The sequence below is a fragment of the Rhizobium indigoferae genome (genome assembly GCF_034554815.1).
In the GTDB taxonomy this organism is placed as follows: domain Bacteria; phylum Pseudomonadota; class Alphaproteobacteria; order Rhizobiales; family Rhizobiaceae; genus Rhizobium; species Rhizobium leguminosarum.
The window spans coordinates 278,885-294,507 of record NZ_CP140636.1 but is presented as its reverse complement, the minus strand read 5'-3'; the positions used below and the strand labels follow the sequence as shown (position 1 = coordinate 294,507).

General features: G+C 61.4%; 12 protein-coding genes and 1 pseudogene. 10 read left to right on the top strand and 3 right to left on the bottom strand.

Going from position 1 to position 15,623, the window contains the following annotated elements; all coding sequences use genetic code 11:
* Positions 1–38: 38 nt before the first annotated feature.
* Positions 39–854, top strand: a complete 816-nt coding sequence (locus U5G49_RS25200) for an endonuclease/exonuclease/phosphatase family protein (protein WP_026231006.1) — start codon at positions 39–41, stop codon at positions 852–854.
* A gap of 250 nt (positions 855–1,104) precedes the next feature.
* On the opposite strand, the gene U5G49_RS25195 is transcribed toward U5G49_RS25200, so the two are convergent.
* On the bottom strand, positions 1,105–2,028 hold the full coding sequence (locus U5G49_RS25195; protein WP_193446654.1) for a nucleotidyltransferase and HEPN domain-containing protein: 924 nt from the start codon (positions 2,026–2,028) through the stop codon (positions 1,105–1,107).
* On the bottom strand, positions 2,025–2,453 hold the full coding sequence (locus U5G49_RS25190) for a WGR domain-containing protein (RefSeq protein ID WP_326522710.1): 429 nt from the start codon (positions 2,451–2,453) through the stop codon (positions 2,025–2,027). The genes U5G49_RS25195 and U5G49_RS25190 overlap by 4 nt, the downstream gene beginning before the upstream one ends.
* A gap of 593 nt (positions 2,454–3,046) precedes the next feature.
* Between U5G49_RS25190 and U5G49_RS25185 the strand changes: the two genes are divergently transcribed.
* A complete protein-coding gene (locus U5G49_RS25185; protein ID WP_322790939.1) occupies positions 3,047–3,370 on the top strand; it encodes a DUF736 domain-containing protein in 324 nt (107 codons plus the stop codon).
* Between the two features lie 338 nt (positions 3,371–3,708).
* Complete coding sequence (locus U5G49_RS25180; protein ID WP_164903098.1) at positions 3,709–3,876, top strand: hypothetical protein; 168 nt, start codon at positions 3,709–3,711, stop codon at positions 3,874–3,876.
* Between the two features lie 319 nt (positions 3,877–4,195).
* On the opposite strand, the gene U5G49_RS25175 is transcribed toward U5G49_RS25180, so the two are convergent.
* Positions 4,196–4,366, bottom strand: a complete 171-nt coding sequence (locus U5G49_RS25175) for a hypothetical protein (protein ID WP_193446655.1) — start codon at positions 4,364–4,366, stop codon at positions 4,196–4,198.
* Between the two features lie 648 nt (positions 4,367–5,014).
* On the opposite strand from U5G49_RS25175, the gene traA reads away from it, so the two are divergent.
* The 7 genes and pseudogenes from traA to U5G49_RS25140 all read left to right on the top strand — a co-directional run bounded on the left by traA (position 5,015) and on the right by U5G49_RS25140 (position 15,622).
* A complete protein-coding gene (gene traA, locus U5G49_RS25170) occupies positions 5,015–9,652 on the top strand; it encodes a Ti-type conjugative transfer relaxase TraA (RefSeq protein WP_322790943.1) in 4,638 nt (1,545 codons plus the stop codon).
* Between the two features lie 392 nt (positions 9,653–10,044).
* Positions 10,045–10,473, top strand: a pseudogene (locus tag U5G49_RS25165) (LysR family transcriptional regulator); the annotation flags it as partial.
* A 92-nt stretch (positions 10,474–10,565) separates the two neighbouring features.
* The gene (locus U5G49_RS25160) at positions 10,566–11,288 is read left to right on the top strand and encodes a FadR/GntR family transcriptional regulator (protein WP_193446870.1); all 723 of its coding nucleotides are present in this window, start codon (positions 10,566–10,568) and stop codon (positions 11,286–11,288) included.
* Entirely contained in the window at positions 11,285–12,457 is a 1,173-nt protein-coding gene (locus U5G49_RS25155) for a PLP-dependent transferase (protein ID WP_193446871.1), read from the top strand. The genes U5G49_RS25160 and U5G49_RS25155 overlap by 4 nt, the downstream gene beginning before the upstream one ends.
* A 35-nt stretch (positions 12,458–12,492) precedes the next feature.
* Entirely contained in the window at positions 12,493–13,752 is a 1,260-nt protein-coding gene (locus U5G49_RS25150) for an ABC transporter substrate-binding protein (protein ID WP_193446872.1), read from the top strand.
* A 99-nt stretch (positions 13,753–13,851) separates the two neighbouring features.
* Positions 13,852–14,787: a carbohydrate ABC transporter permease gene (locus tag U5G49_RS25145; RefSeq protein ID WP_193446873.1), complete on the top strand. Its 936-nt coding sequence runs from the start codon at positions 13,852–13,854 to the stop codon at positions 14,785–14,787.
* Between the two features lie 4 nt (positions 14,788–14,791).
* Complete coding sequence (locus U5G49_RS25140; protein WP_113544467.1) at positions 14,792–15,622, top strand: carbohydrate ABC transporter permease; 831 nt, start codon at positions 14,792–14,794, stop codon at positions 15,620–15,622.
* Position 15,623: the final 1 nt, after the last annotated feature.

The following is a 15,623-nucleotide window of genomic DNA, read 5'->3' as shown; positions in this document are numbered from 1 at the left end:
GAGAAGCCTTTCGATCAACGGAACAAGTGCGCCTGCCGATGCACGCCAGAAAAGACAGCCTTCCCGCCAGCATTCTCGCCTCGATCAGGAGCAGGAAAAAGCGGCTCGATGCAGCCTATACCGAGGCAAGGCCGCGCAGTGCTGGAACGCTCATCGCCTCCTACAACGTGCATAAGTGCATCGGCACCGACCGCCGCTTCGATCCGGAGCGCACCAGCCGGGTGATCCATGAAATCGGCGCCGACGTGATCGCGCTGCAGGAGGCCGATACGCGCTTCGGCGAACGCACCGGCATTCTCGATCTCGGCCGGCTGGAGCGGGAGACGGGGCTGATCCCGGTGCCGGTGGCCGGCATGGCGAAGGCGCATGGCTGGCACGGCAACGTCGTGCTCTTCAAGAAGGGGCTGGTGCATGACGTGCATCAGGTCAAGCTGCCGGGACTGGAGCCGCGCGGCGCGCTGGTTGCCGAGATCGAGCTCGAGCAGGGCGGCGTGCTGCGCATCATCGCCGCGCATTTCGGATTGCTGCGCCATAGCAGAGCCCAGCAGGCTCGCACCCTGGTCGAACTCATCAACGACAGGCACGAGATGCCGACCATCCTGCTCGGCGACCTCAACGAATGGCGGCTCGGCGACCGGTCTTCGCTCAATACCTTCCAATCCGCCTTCGGACCGCTGCCGCCCGCTGTCCCGAGTTTCCCCGCCGGCCTGCCGCTTCTGGCGCTCGACCGGATCATCGCCAACCGCAAGGGGATTATCTCGCAGGTGGAAGCGCATGATACGCCGCTTGCGCGCATCGCCTCCGATCACCTGCCGATCAAGGCACTAGTCGATCTGGAACCGGTGGGCGGTTAAAGCCGGTCGGAGACTTGTGCTACTCCAATAACCTTGCGCCGGTCTGTGATAAGCTTAGCCCCGTTGCCTGTCCGGCTTCGGCTGGTCTTCCGACCGTTTCAAAGATCCAAACACCAGCCATGTTGGATGAATTCAACCAGGCTTACTGGAATCCTCGCTTGGTCACGGTGCGCGCCACTATTCAGCCCTGATAGGGCTCCGAAGGGGAAAAGCCGGCTCCAAGGCGAGCGTGGGAAATCGTAGTGCCGACTCACGTTTCGACATCGTTGCCACTGATCCGCTCAAGTGTCTCCAGATGCTCGGCGCACGCCGTCTTGACCAGCTCAAGCAGCAAAGCGGTTTTCTCTGCAAGCCAGCCAAGAGCCTCCTCACTGATCTCGTAATGTTTGGAGTAGCGCGCCTTCACATAGGCCTCGTTCAGTGTGTTGAACCAGGCGCGCTCACGATGCTGATCGCGAGGAAAAGCTTCGGCCAATCGCCGATCCTGTTCTTCGGCAAGGGAGCGTAGGAATTTGATGTTGTGAGAAGGCGGGCCGTAGTTTGTTAGGGTTAGCAGGACGCAGGAATAGGCTTGTTCGAGCGATTGATGCATAATGAACGCGGCTTCGTTGTAGTCCTTCTCACTCAGACAGAACATCGATACCTTGTGGAGCTTCGAGGCACTCCTGAACCGATGTTCAAAGTGGTCTCTCGCTAACCGAAACCGATCGCCCGGCGAAAGCGGTTCAGGCTCGGGAAGCGATTCATCGTCCAGTTCGTAGAGAACGATACCTTCCTTGCGGATGTCGGAGAAGAAATACTGCCCTTCCTTGAGATAGGTGTTCACCTCCCGCCTGGAGTGGACGATGAAGCTCACCGGCGTTTCGATCGAGGCTTCGTGGATCAGCCGTTCTGCCGCCTTGTGCCAATATTCGGCGAACTCGCAGAGCTTGCGGTTGTTGACGATGATCAAGAGATCGAAATCCGACCGATAACCTTTCATGGTAAAAGGTTCATCGACCCATCCACCCTTGGCGTAGGAGCCGAAGAGGATGATCTTCAAGATCCTGCCGCGCTTCTTGAAATCGGCCGTGCCTTCCTTCAGCCCATCCTCGAACTCCTCGTGGAGGATTTCGAGAACCCGGCCTATTTCTCGCTGCTTGCGAAGCGGCATATGATCGAGCGATGACTTCATGAGCAATCGATAGGCGAAAGATCCTGCACCGTCCAGCCGCAGGTTTCACATTGTACGACCCTAGGTTCGCGTCGGAATAAGTGCACTTTAGTCGGCCCTGCCGACGCAGCCTTAAGGTTCGCCGAGGCACTGGGGCTGCCCTGGTTTACTCTCAGGAATTTCCAGGCCCGCTGGGAGCATATCGTCCGGACAGGGCTCCATTCCGCCCGCGTCGCCGTCGCCGTAGCTACGAAACCTGCTGAAGCAGTCTTCGCACCTTTCGGCGTGACGATCTCCTGGGCGCAGCATGGCGCACCGTCGTACCGATAGCTCCGACGTAGCTTGCGGCCGATCACGCGCTCAAAGGCAGTGTCAGCCTCTTCGGGCGTATCGTACAGTTCCACCATCGGCCGGCCTTCGGTACCGATCTGGCCCCAATTGCGCACGAGAGAGCTGCCTCCGAGCAACGTCGGCTAGATCGACAGACGATAGAAACGCGCCACATTTCGGGGCGGATCGATCCGATAGAACAGCATAATGTCAGTCGTTGTATCCATGATCGGATCATGCGCGCTCACCAATTGGCCGTCCAACGAGTTTCCTGAATCGGTCGTGGCGGATCGATTCATGTTCTTGATGCACGCTACCGCCCGACGGTTTCTTCAACACCCGGTGAAGAGCTCTTGCCGACGATGGCGATGAGAGAACCGATCTTACCGATCACAGGAGGCTGTCGCGCGCGAGATGGCTTGCTGCCCGACGCACATACGCGGAAGGAAGACCCATCCAGCTCGTGTAGACATCCGGGGCAGGGCTTCCGCACGAGGCGGCAATCGGATAGCCATGGATTGCTGTCTCCGTTTACGGTCGCTGTTCAGGACTATTCCCGTTCACCATGCCGCCTTTCTAAGGGACCGGCCGCCATCAGCGTCAACCCGCAAGGGGTTCCCCTGCGCTGGCGCTCCGGTGACGCCTACGGCTCGGCCCCTTCTTCGGGCGCCATCGGGAATGGTCCCGAGCAACCGAAGGAGACAATACCATGGCCACCACGATAGCAACCCTGACGCAGAAGAGTGACGGCAGCCTTGAAGGCATCTTCGCCACCATCCGGGTCAACGCCCCGATCGCCATCGTCCCGAACGCCCGCAAGGCGAACGATGAAGCACCCGACTACCGCATCATCCACCGTAAGACCGGCTTCGAGATCGGCGCGGGCTGGAACCGCATCGCTCGCCTGACCGGCGAGGAATACCTCTCGGTCAAGCTGGAGGCTCCGGAGATCGGCGTAATCTTCGGCAATCTCGCACAAGCCCCCGGCGGCGAGCCGAACCGGAAGGTTATCCTCTGGAACAGCCCCGCCTGAGGCCTACAGGCCGGCCCCGAAAGCGGGGCCGGCTCCGAGCGTGTCTCTGCCGCGAGCCTTGTTGTTGTTCGAGCCGTCAAGGGCGTCGAGCCCATTGACGGCTATTCTGGTGCCATACGGAGAAGGAAAGACTGCTCAGTCGATCCGAGGGTGCCATGGCGGCATAAAGGCCTCAAGCACTTCGTGGTTCCCCCAATTTTGCCTCCGCTGCGGTTCCCTCCACTCCGACCAAATCGGCTCCCCCACTCGCCGGCTCCGCCGGTCGCTGACGCGATCCTTGACCCCTCCATCCCGCCATGACCGGGACGCTCGTCTTTCACAACGTCAAGGAGACGACAATGACCATTTGCATCGACGAAGTCATCGAGCTGCTGCGCGCCGAACTCGGGAATGCCGATCCTGTCGAGCGCCGGCAGATCGAGAGCGAACTCGAACTGGCACTGGCCGAGCGGGAAATCATCGAGGCCGAACAGGATGGCCGCATCGACGTCGAGCCTCCGTTCTGACGGAGGCTTATCGCCGTGTCCATGAGCCTGACCGGCCAGATCGACCGGCCGCCAGGCTGTCAGGGGTTTCCACCCCTCGACACTCCCGCTACCTCGCGCCGGATAGGGTCGCGTCCCCTTCAGGGACGCGGGTCTCTTCTCTCTCTGGCGTCCTATTCTACTCCAGCAAATCCGGCGTCAAGGACGGCCCGGGCTCCCGCATTTTCCGCAACTGCGCTTCTTAGAAAAATGGGTTCTCCCGCTTGCGAGCCGCGTCCGCGGTCCTTGACCCTCTCTGCAACGGAGTGGCCGATCTCCGCCATCAACGAAGGATGTCACATTATGACAACCGATCTAAGCCTGATGCCCTATACCAAGATTGCTGCTTCGGCTCGTCGTCTCTGAAACCGCTTCGCAAGAGCTTCACGATCATCCAGCCGGCGAGAAAGAGATCAGGCGCTTCTTCAGCATCAATCTGCTGGACGGTCTCGAGATCGATTTCGATACGCATGATATTGCGTCAACTGCGGCGACTGAATCACCACGCTGACCGCGGACACTGGCGTCGTCGTCGAAGTCAACAAAGGGCATCCGGCAGCAAACCGGAATTCCGGTTGATGCCGCCCGTGTCGTTTATGGCCGAGGAGCAGTTGATGACAAGCTGCCATAAGCAGCGTCCCCACTCCTGGCGCTTCCCCTCCAGACCGTGGTGTGCTCGACTGCCGGTACAGTTAGCCTTCCGGCTAGACCCACGCAAAACCATCAGTATCTTTTTACCAGACGTAGTCCGCTCATGCGTAGCGATCGACTATGATCCTGGGTGATGATCTGCTCGACCCAATGTTTTCGACTGGGTAGTCGTGCGGCCCGATCAGCGGTCGACGCTGCAATCTGACGCGCCCGCTTTCCCGCGTTCGACCGTTTCGGTTGCCCCAGCTTAGATGGCGCGAGAAGCCTTCACCCTGACCATGGAAGACCTCACCATCCTACTGTTCCTTTTGTTTTCGATGAGCGATGCCAGCCAACATACTAACTAGAATAAAGTAGTAAAATACGTTAACCTGCAGCGGCAAAAGCGGCATCGGCCCTGCGTTCCGATTGGTTTGAGGGCGCAATATACGTCGCTGTCGCGACGTGCTCGGGTGAGGTGGAGACGACAGTGGCGATCATGTTCGTCAGAGCACAGGTGATCGGCAGGGGCGCGGGACGCAGCGTCGTCTCGGCCGCCGCCTATCGCCATCGCGCCCGGATGATGGACGAACAGGCCGGCACATCGTTCAGCTATCGCGGCGGAGCTTCCGAACTGGTGCATGAGGAGCTGGCTCTTCCGGACCAAATACCGGCCTGGCTGCGGTCGGCGATTTCTGGTCAATCCGTCGCCAAGGCGAGCGAAGCGCTGTGGAATGCCGTCGATGCTTTCGAGAAACGCGCCGACGCGCAGCTGGCGCGCGAGTTGATCATCGCGTTGCCGGAAGAGCTGACGCGGGCTGAGAACATCGCGCTGGTGCGCGAGTTCGTGCTCGACAATTTGACTGCGAAAGGGATGGTCGCCGATTGGGTCTATCACGACAAGGACGGCAACCCGCATATCCATCTGATGACGACGCTCAGGCCGCTGGCGGAGGAGGGGTTCGGGCCAAAGAAGGTTCCTGTCCGTGGCGAGGACGGAAAGCCGCTGCGGGTCGTCACGCCGGATCGCCCGAATGGCAAGGTCGTCTACAAACTCTGGGGTTGCGACAAGGAAACCTTGCAGGCGTGGAAGATCGCCTGGGCGGAGACGGCCAGCCGGCACCTGGCGCTTGCCGGTCACGAGATCCGGCTCGACGGCCGCTCCTATGCCGAACAGGGCCTTGATGGCATCGCGCAGAAGCACCTCGGACCGGAGAAGGCAGCACTCTCCCGCAGGGACGCGGAGATGTATTTTGCTCCGGCCGACCTTGCCAGACGCCAGAAGATGGCCGACCGGCTGCTTGCCGATCCTGCGCTCCTGCTGAAGCAGTTGAGCAATGAACGCTCCACCTTCGATGAGCGCGATATCGCCAAGGCGCTGCATCGCACTGTCGACGATCCCGCGGACTTCGCCAATATCCGCGCGCGACTGATGGCGTCGGACGATCTCATCATGCTGAAGCCGCAGCAGATCGATGCCGAAACGGGAAAGGTGAGCGAACCTGCCGTCTTCACCACGCGGGAGATGCTGCGCATCGAATATGACATGGGGCGGTCGGCGCGGGTTTTGGCGAAGCGCCGCGGCTTTGCCGTTTCCGATCGGGTGGTTGCGGCGGCGATCAGGCAGGTCGAAACGCAGGATCCGGAAAACTCCTTCCGGCTCGATCCGGAACAGGTCGACGCCATCCACCATATCACCCGGGACAATGCTATCGCCGCTGTGGTCGGCCTTGCCGGCGCCGGCAAATCGACCTTGCTTGCCGCCGCCCGCGTCGCCTGGGAAAGTGGTGGCCGCCGGGTGATAGGTGCTGCCCTTGCCGGGAAAGCCGCCGAAGGGCTGGAAGACAGTTCCGGCATCAGGTCGCGGACACTCGCCGCCTGGGAACTCGCCTGGGCCAGCGGACGCGAACTGCTCGAACGTGGCAATGTGCTCGTCATCGACGAGGCCGGCATGGTGTCGTCGCAGCAGATGGCCCGCCTGCTTGACATCGCCGAGCAAGCCGAGGTGAAGGTCGTGCTGGTTGGTGACGCGATGCAGCTGCAGCCGATCCAGGCGGGGGCGGCGTTCCGGGCGATCACTGAACGCATCGGTTTTGCCGAACTTGCCGGCGTGCGCCGCCAGCGCCAGCCATGGGCGCGCGAGGCGTCACGACTTTTTGCGCGCGGCGAGGTCGAACAAGGCCTCGACGCTTATGCCCGACATGGCCACCTGATCGAGGCAGGGACACGGGACGACGTCATCGCGCGGATTGTTGGCGACTGGACGGAGGCACGCCGACAGGCGATCCGGAACTCAACCACGGCCGGCAATGACGGTCGTCTTCGCGGTGACGAGCTTCTGGTGCTCGCCCACACCAACGAGGACGTAAAGCGTCTGAACGAGGCGCTGCGATCGGTGATGACAGGCGAGGGTGCGCTCAGTGAGAACCGTGCCTTCCGGACCGAACGTGGTGCGCGGGACTTCGCTATCGGTGACCGCATCATCTTCCTGGAGAATGCCCGCTTCGTTGAACCGCGCGCAAGTCGTCTCGGCCCGCAACATGTGAAGAACGGCATGCTCGGCACGGTCGTTTCCACCGGCGACAAACGTGGCGATACCTTGCTTTCGGTCCGTCTCGACAGTGGCCGCGATGTCGTCATCAGCGAGAGCAGCTATCGCAATGTCGATCATGGCTACGCCGCGACCATTCACAAGTCTCAAGGCGCCACGGTCGAGCGAAGCTTCGTGCTCGCCACCGGCATGATGGACCAGCACCTGACCTATGTGTCGATGACGAGACACAGAGACCGCGTCGACCTCTATGCGGCGAAGGACGAGTTTGAAGCAAAGCCGGAATGGGGCAGGAAACCACGTGTCGATCATGCCGCCGGCGTCACCGGCGCGCTCGTGGAAACAGGACAAGCCAAGTTCCGGCCGAATGACGAGGATGCCGACGACAGTCCCTATGCCGATGTCAGGACGGATGACGGCACCCTCCATCGTCTATGGGGCGTCAGCCTGCCGAAGGCGCTCGAGGACGGTGGCGTCTCAGAAGGCGATACCGTCACGCTGCGCAAGGACGGCGTCGAGCGGGTGACGATCAAGGTTGCGATCGTCGACGAGCAAACCGGCCAGAAGCGGTTCGAGGAAAGAGAGGTCGACCGCAACGTCTGGACCGCCAAGCGGATCGAAACCGCCGCAGAACGTCAGCAACGTGTCGAGCGGGAAAGCCATCGACCGGATGTGTTCAAGCAGCTGGTAGAGCGCCTGTCGCGTTCCGGCGCCAAGACGACGACGCTCGATTTTGAAAGCGAGGCCGGTTATCGCGCCCATGCCCAAGATTTTGCCCGCCGTCGAGGGATCGACAGCCTCTCTCAAGCTGCAGCCGGGATAGAGGAAAGCCTTTCCCGGCGGTGGGCCGGGATTGCCGAGAGGCGCGAGCAGCTGGCGAAGCTGTGGGAGCGGGCAAGCGTGGCGCTGGGCTTCACGATCGAGCGGGAACGGCGCATCGCCTACAACGAGGAACGGGCTGAACCCCAAACCGCCTTGGAGCCGGATGTTGCTCGCGGCCGATATCTGATCCCACCCACCACGGGCTCTGCCAGGAGTGCCGAGGAAGATGCGCGGCTGGCACAACTTTCGTCACCTGCCTGGAAGGAACGGGAAGCCATCCTCCGGCCGCTGCTGGAGACGATCTATCGTGACCCGGATGCAGCTCTTGTCGCCCTGAACGCGCTTTCATCGGATACAAGCGTCGATCCGCGCAGGCTTGCCGATGATCTTGCCAAAGCACCCGAGCGGCTCGGCCGCCTGCGGGGTTCCGACCTGATCGTCGATGGTCGTGCGGCACGCGACGAACGAAATGCCGCGATCACTGCCTTGACGGACTTGCTGCCGCTCGTCCGCGCCCATGCCACCCAGTTCCGCCGGAATGCCGAACGCTTCGAAAGCCACGAGCAGCAACGCCGCGCCCAAATGGCATTGTCGATCCCGGCGCTCTCCGAAAAGGCGATGGCACGTCTTACCGAGATCGAGGCGGTGCGCAGGCAAGGTGGTGACGACGCCTACAAGGCCGCCTTTGCGCTTGCCACCGAAGACCGCACGATCGTCCAGGAGGTCAAGGCGGTCAGCGAGGCGCTGACCGCCCGCTTCGGCTGGAGCGCGTTTACCTCGAAGGCCGACGCGGTTGGCGAACGCAACATGGTCGAGCGTATGCCGGAGGACCTCGCCAGTATCAGAGGCGAGAAGCTGACCCGGCTGTTCGAGGCCGTGAAGCGCTTTGCCGACGAGCAGCATCTCGCCGAGCGACGGGATCGTTCGAAGAGTGTTGCCGGCGCCAGTGCCGATCAGGGGATGGAGACAGACAAGGAGAATGCCGCCGTGCTGCCCATGCTTGCCGCCGTCACCGAGTTCAAGACCCCGATCGACGAGGAGGCGAGGTCTCGTGCTCTGGCCACACCACTGTATCGCCACCAGCGCGCCGCGCTGGCGGCGGTGGCAATCGCGATCTGGCGCGATCCGGTCGGCGCCGTCGGCAAGATCGAAGATCTGCTTCAGAAAGGTTTTGCTGGCGAGCGCATCGCGGCCGCGGTGACCAACGATCCGGCCGCCTACGGCGCATTGCGCGGTTCCGATCGCCTGATGGACCGGATGCTGGCCGCCGGACGGGAGCGGAAACAGGCGGTGCAGGCCGTGCCTGAAGCCGCCGCCCGTTTGCGATCGCTCGGTTCGGCCTACGTCAATGTGCTCGATGCCGAACGCCAGGCTATTGCCGAAGAGCGACGGCGCATGGCGGTTGCCATTCCTGCTCTGTCGACGGCGGCGGAAGACGTGCTCCTGCGACTGACTGCCGAGGCGAAGAACAACGACCGCAAGCTGACGGCTTCCGCTGCCCCTCTCGATCCCAGCATTCGCCGGGAGTTCGCCGCCGTCAGCCGGGCACTCGACGAGCGCTTTGGTCGCAATGCCATCATTCGCGGCGAAAAGGATCTCATCAACCGTGTGCCACCAGCGCAGCGCAATGCTTTCGAGGCGATGCAGGACAGGTTGAAGGTCCTGCAGCGGACGGTGCGCATGGAAAGCAGCGAACTGATCATCTCGGAACGGCGCCAGCGGGCTGTCAGTCGTGGCCGTGGCATCGAACTCTGAGACCAACCGAGGAGGGCTCCATAAGCTTAGTCTTGCTTCTATTGCCTGTTCTTCTGAGGGCGCGACGGCAGTCAGGTTGCGTCGCGCCCTCAGAAGGGCATTCGCTCCTGAACTACAAGCGCAGGTTGTCTGATTGATGAGTAAATCTGGACGCGCGGCAGTAAACAGCTTGATCTGCTACCTCGGTTGTGGATTTCGCAGGAAATCACGGAGAAGGACGGGTCGTCAATCGTCGGCACTCGGCGGCTGAAACGTCACCAGCCGGATAACCGCCAATATGATCTCGAATATCCGCTTACGCATCGATATCGCTCCTTTGCGATCATATGCCGCCTCTCGCCTGGCGCCTTCAAATGAGCTTATCGTCGATCTCGAATGACTTGAGGTTATGGATGAAACGCGGACGCCTGCCATTGACGGCTTTGCGCACATTCGAGGTCGCCGGCCGTCTCGAAAGCTTCACGCTGGCGGCGCAGGAGCTGTTCATCTCGCAGGCGGCGGTCAGCCGGCAGATCCGCGAGCTGGAGACGTTGCTGGGCGAGGCGCTCTTCGAGCGCCGCCATCGCGGTGTCCATCTGACCGCTTCCGGCAACAAGTTGCTGGCGATCTTGACGTTATCCTTCGACCGGATCGACCAATGCCTGGAAGAAATCCGCAGCCGACCGGCGACGGCGGCGGTGACGATCAGCGTGGAACCTTCCTTCGCGGCGTGCTGGCTCGTTTCCCGCCTGCCGGAGTTTCGGGAACTGCATCCCGAGATCGACGTAACGATCGACTCCGATCCGCGCCTCGTCGAGTTTCGCAGCGGCCAGGCCGAGATATAAAGGCGACTTGACGTCTTTCGCTCATTGAGAAATGCTAAGATGTCAGACCAATTCCAAGGTCGGCTGCCTGAGAAGAAAAATAGGGAACCATGAAGGCAAATAGCAGCGACAGGCCGGTGATCCGGCCGCTTCCGGCCATGGACCGCGCGCGTCAGGTGACTGATGCGCTGGCGGATTATGTCGAGGAAGCCAGGTTGAGGGCGGGTGACCGGCTGCCGGCCGAGCGCGAGCTGATGGTAGCCCTTGCCGTTGGCCGCTCGACCATTCGCGAAGCGATCCGCCACTTCCAGGCGCTCGGCGTCATCGAGACGCGCAAGGGCAGCGGCACCTATCTGCTGAAGCCGGTTTCCAGGGCGACGATCCACATGCCGCTGTCGTTCGACACGGTTCATCTGCGCGACGTGCTGCTGCAGACGCTGGAGGTTCGCCGCGGCATCGAATGCGAAGCGGGCATGGTTGCGGCGCGGCGGCGCACGAACACGGATCTCGTCGTTATCGAGGAAAAGTTGAACGAGATGGAGCGGGTGCATATCGAGAAAGGCACCTCCGGGCCGGAGGATCTGGCCTTTCATCTCGCTGTCTACGATGCCACCCACAATCCGCTGTTTCGCCAGCTTCTCGAGCAGATGCGCGAGACCTTCGAGCGCTTCTGGGAGCATCCGTTCGACCGACAGGATTTCGCGCGCCGGTCCTTTCCCTTTCACCGCACCCTTTTCAACGCGATCGCTGCCGGGGATCCCGAGGCGGCGCGCGCGGAAACATTGAAAATTCTCGATATCGTCGAGGAAGACATCAAGGAAATGTCCAAATGAGCAACGGCGCAGAACCGTTCGATCTTGCTTCCCTCATCACGGCTCATGACGAAGGCAACTTCGCAGACGCCGTCGTGCCGCCGATTTTCCAGACCTCGCTTTTCACCTTTTCCGATTACGAAGACATGATCGCCTCCTATCGCGGCGAGAAGGTGCGGCCGATCTATACGCGCGGCCTGAACCCGACGGTGCGCGCTTTCGAGGAAATGCTGGCCAAGCTCGAAGGTGCCGAGGATGCACTGGGTTTTGCAAGCGGCATGGCGGCGATCTCGTCGGCGGTGCTGAGCTTCGTCGAGCCGGGCGACCGCATCGTCGCCGTCAAACATGTCTATCCCGATGCTTTCCGTCTGTTCGGCACGATCCTGAAGCGGATGAAGATCGAGGTGACCTATGTCGACGGGCGCGACGAGGAAGCGATTGCCCAGGCGTTGCCCGGCGCCAAGCTCTTCTACATGGAAAGCCCGACGAGCTGGGTGATGGAAGCGCATGATGTCGGTGCGCTCGCAGCGCTTGCCAGACAACACGGCGTCGTCTCGATGATCGACAACAGCTGGGCAAGCCCGTTCTTCCAGCGGCCGCTGACGCTCGGCGTCGACCTCGTCATCCATTCGGCCTCGAAATATCTCGGTGGCCACAGCGATGTGGTGGCCGGCGTCATCGCCGGCTCGAAGGTGATGATCGCGCGCGTCAAAGCCGAAGCCTATCCCTATCTCGGCGGCAAGCTTTCGCCGTTCGACGCCTGGCTCCTGATCCGCGGCCTGCGCACGCTGCCGCTGCGCATGAAAGCCCACGAGGCATCGGCGCTTGAAATCGCCAGGCGCCTGCAGAAGCTCGACGTGGTGGAGACGGTCTGCCATCCGGGGCTCGCCAACCGTCTGCCCGCCGGCCTCAACGGCACCTCGGGCCTGTTTTCCTTCATATTCCGCGACGGCGTCGATATCCGCGCCTTCGCCGATCACCTCAAGCTCTTCAAACTGGGCGTAAGCTGGGGTGGACATGAAAGCCTGATCGTACCGGGCGAGGTGGTGCTTCAGCAGAAGGCACAGCCGAATTCCGCACATGCCTTCGGCATCCATGCGCGATCCGTACGTCTCCATGTCGGCCTCGAAGGAACCGAGGCTCTGTGGAGAGACATCGAGGAGGCGCTCGCCGCCGCCTCACAATCCTGAAACCCGAGAGAAACCTAATAAGGGGGAACTGAGCCATGAAAAAACTAATAATCTCAACGCTCTTTGCTTCGATGATGGCGGGCACGGCCTTTGCCGATACGACGCTGAAGCTTGTCGAAGTCATCACCAGCCCGGAGCGCACCGAAACGCTGAAATCGATCGTCGGCAAGTTCGAAGCCGCCAATCCCGGCACCAAGGTCGACATCATCTCGCTGCCCTGGAACGAAGCGTTCCAGAAGTTCGCGACCATGGTATCGGCCGGCGACGTACCCGATGTGATGGAAATGCCCGATACCTGGCTGTCGCTCTATGCCAATAACGGCATGCTCGAGAGCTTAGAGCCCTACCTTGAAAAGTGGGAACACACCAAGGAACTGACGCCGCGCGCGCTCGAACTCGGCCGCGACGTCAAGAATACCGCCTATATGCTGCCCTACGGCTTCTATCTCAGGGCGATGTTCTACAACAAGAAGCTGCTTGCCGAAGCCGGCGTCGCCGCGCCGCCGAAGACGATGGAAGAGTTCACCGCCGCTTCGGAAAAGGTTTCCAAACTGTCCGGCAAATACGGCTACTGCATGCGCGGCGGACCGGGCGGCCTCAACGGCTGGATGATCTTTGCCGCCTCGATGGCCGGCTCGAACAAATACTTCAACGACGACGGCACCTCGACGATGAACAGCCCCGGCTGGGCCAAGGGCATCGAATGGATGGTCGATCTCTACAAGAAGGGCTATGCGCCGAAGGACAGCGTCAACTGGGGCTTCAACGAAGTCGTCGCCGGCTTTTATTCCGGCACCTGCGCTTTCCTCGACCAGGATCCGGATGCGCTGATCGCCATCGCCGAACGCATGAACAAGGACGATTTCGGCGTCATGCCGCTGCCGAAGGGTCCCGACGGCAAGTCCTTCCCGACAATCGGCTATGGTGGCTGGTCGATGTTCACGACCAGCGGCAACAAGGATCTCTCCTGGAAGCTGATCGCCACCCTCGAAGGGCCGGAAGGCAATATCGAGTGGAACAAGCGTATCGGCGCCCTGCCGGCCTATACGGCGGCCGAGAAGGATCCCTTCTATGCCGGTGACCAGTTCAAGGGCTGGTTCGAGGAGCTGGCGGACCCGAACACCGTACCAACAGTCATGCCGACCTATCTCGAGGAATTCGCCTTCTTCAAGGATTCGCTGGCGATCAAGACCTCGCAGCAGGCATTGCTCGGCGATATCTCGGCAAAGGATCTGGCCGACCAGTGGGCGGAATATCTCACCAAGGCACAGCAAAAGTTCCTCGCCAAGAAATAAGCAACGGACTGACGGCGGCGGCCTTTTGAGACGGGGCCGCCGCCGCTTTTTTGATGACACAGACGGCGCATGAACGCCGCCAATGGGAACTTCTGGCTGATGACAATTTCCGCCGATACGCTCGACATGCGTCGCGACCGCAGGCCATGGCTGCGTCGCGTTGCCGATGCTTCGGAGCCCTATCTCTACAGCGCGCCGTCGCTGATCCTGATCATTGCGGTGATGCTGGTGCCCCTGACGGTCGGCATTTCCTACGCCTTCCGCGATATCCAGCTGCTCAATCCGTTTTCCGGCGGCTTCATCGGCCTCGATCATTTCCGCGAGCTTGCCGGCGATGCCGCCTTCTACGGGGCGCTGAAGAACACGCTCTGGTGGACCGGCGCCTCCGTTGTCCTGCAGTTCGTCTTCGGGCTGATCCTGGCGCTGCTGCTTGACAAGCCGTTCAAGGGCAGGGCAATCGCGCAGGCGCTGGTTTTCCTGCCTTGGGCCGTGCCGTCCTTTCTCGCCGGCCTCAACTGGGCCTGGCTGTTCAACCCGGTCATCGGGCCGATCCCGCACTGGCTCTTCGCCCTCGGGCTGATGCATGAGCCGGGCAATATCCTTTCTGATCCCAATTATGCGATGTGGGGGCCGATTGTCGCCAATGTCTGGTGGGGCATTCCGTTCTTCGCCATTACGCTGCTTGCCGCCTTGCAGGCGATCCCGCGCGATCTCTATGAGGCGGCATCGATCGACGGCGCCGGTTGGTTCCAGCGCTTCCGCTCGATCACGCTGCCGTTTCTGGCGCCAACGATCGCCATCACCGTGCTGCTGCGTACCGTGTGGATTTCCAATTTCGCCGATCTCATCGTCGTCATGACCAATGGCGGGCCGGCGGACCGGACGCAGATCGTCGCCAGCTACATCTTCACGACAGCCTTCAGGCGGCTCGACTTCGGCTATGCCTCGGCGATCGCGCTGGTGCTGCTCGTGCTGCTGCTTGCCTATTCGATGCTGATCATCCTGCTCCGGCAGACGCTGCTGAACAAGGATTGAGGCCATGAGACGATCCGTCATTCCTACCATTGCACACCGTGCGGCGATCCTCTGCTACATCGCCTTTGCACTCTTTCCGCTGTTCTGGCTGCTCAAGGTCTCGGTGACGCCGAACGACCTGCTCTATAGCGAAGGCGTGCGGATGTGGCCGTCGCGCACGACATGGGATCACTATGCCTTCGTGCTGCGCCACAGCGCCTTTCCGACCTTCTTCAAGAACAGCCTGATCGTCTCGGCGTCGACGGCAGTGACTGTGACGATCTGCGCCTCGCTGTCCGGCTACGCGCTGTCGCGTTTCAATTTCCGGGCAAAATACTGGATCGTCGCTCTGATGCTGCTGACCCAGATGTTTCCGCTGGTCATGCTGGTCGCGCCGATCTTCAAGATCCTGTCGCCTTTGCATCTGACCAACAGCCTGACCGGGCTCGTCATCGTCTACACCGCCTTCAACGTGCCTTTCGCCACCTTCCTGATGCAGTCCTTCTTCGACGGCATCCCGAGGGATCTCGAAGAGGCGGCGAAGATCGACGGGGCGACGCAGTTCACAGCGTTTCGTCAGATCATCCTGCCGCTGACGCTGCCGGGGATCGCCGCCACCCTCGGCTTCGTCTTCACCGCCGCCTGGAGCGAGTTGCTCTTCGCGCTGATGCTGATCAACGGCAATGACGCGGCGACCTTCCCCGTCGGCCTTCTCACCTTCGTTTCGAAATTCTCGGTGGATTTCGGGCAGATGATGGCGGCGGGCGTCATGGCGCTCATTCCGGCCGGCCTCTTCTTCCTGCTTATCCAGCGCTATCTCGTTCAGGGCCTGACGGCCGGCGCGGTCAAGGGTTAAA

What these genes read in the sequence shown, in the direction of transcription:
- U5G49_RS25200 (WP_026231006.1), top strand. Translation starts at nt 39, where the DNA reads ATGCACGCCAGAAAAGACAGCCTTCCCGCCAGCATTCTCGCCTCGATC.
- U5G49_RS25195 (WP_193446654.1), bottom strand. Translation starts at nt 2,028, where the DNA reads ATGAAGTCATCGCTCGATCATATGCCGCTTCGCAAGCAGCGAGAAATA.
- U5G49_RS25185 (WP_322790939.1), top strand. Translation starts at nt 3,047, where the DNA reads ATGGCCACCACGATAGCAACCCTGACGCAGAAGAGTGACGGCAGCCTT.
- U5G49_RS25180 (WP_164903098.1), top strand. Translation starts at nt 3,709, where the DNA reads ATGACCATTTGCATCGACGAAGTCATCGAGCTGCTGCGCGCCGAACTC.
- U5G49_RS25175 (WP_193446655.1), bottom strand. Translation starts at nt 4,366, where the DNA reads ATGCGTATCGAAATCGATCTCGAGACCGTCCAGCAGATTGATGCTGAA.
- U5G49_RS25160 (WP_193446870.1), top strand. Translation starts at nt 10,566, where the DNA reads ATGAAGGCAAATAGCAGCGACAGGCCGGTGATCCGGCCGCTTCCGGCC.
- U5G49_RS25155 (WP_193446871.1), top strand. Translation starts at nt 11,285, where the DNA reads ATGAGCAACGGCGCAGAACCGTTCGATCTTGCTTCCCTCATCACGGCT.
- U5G49_RS25150 (WP_193446872.1), top strand. Translation starts at nt 12,493, where the DNA reads ATGAAAAAACTAATAATCTCAACGCTCTTTGCTTCGATGATGGCGGGC.
- U5G49_RS25145 (WP_193446873.1), top strand. Translation starts at nt 13,852, where the DNA reads ATGACAATTTCCGCCGATACGCTCGACATGCGTCGCGACCGCAGGCCA.
- U5G49_RS25140 (WP_113544467.1), top strand. Translation starts at nt 14,792, where the DNA reads ATGAGACGATCCGTCATTCCTACCATTGCACACCGTGCGGCGATCCTC.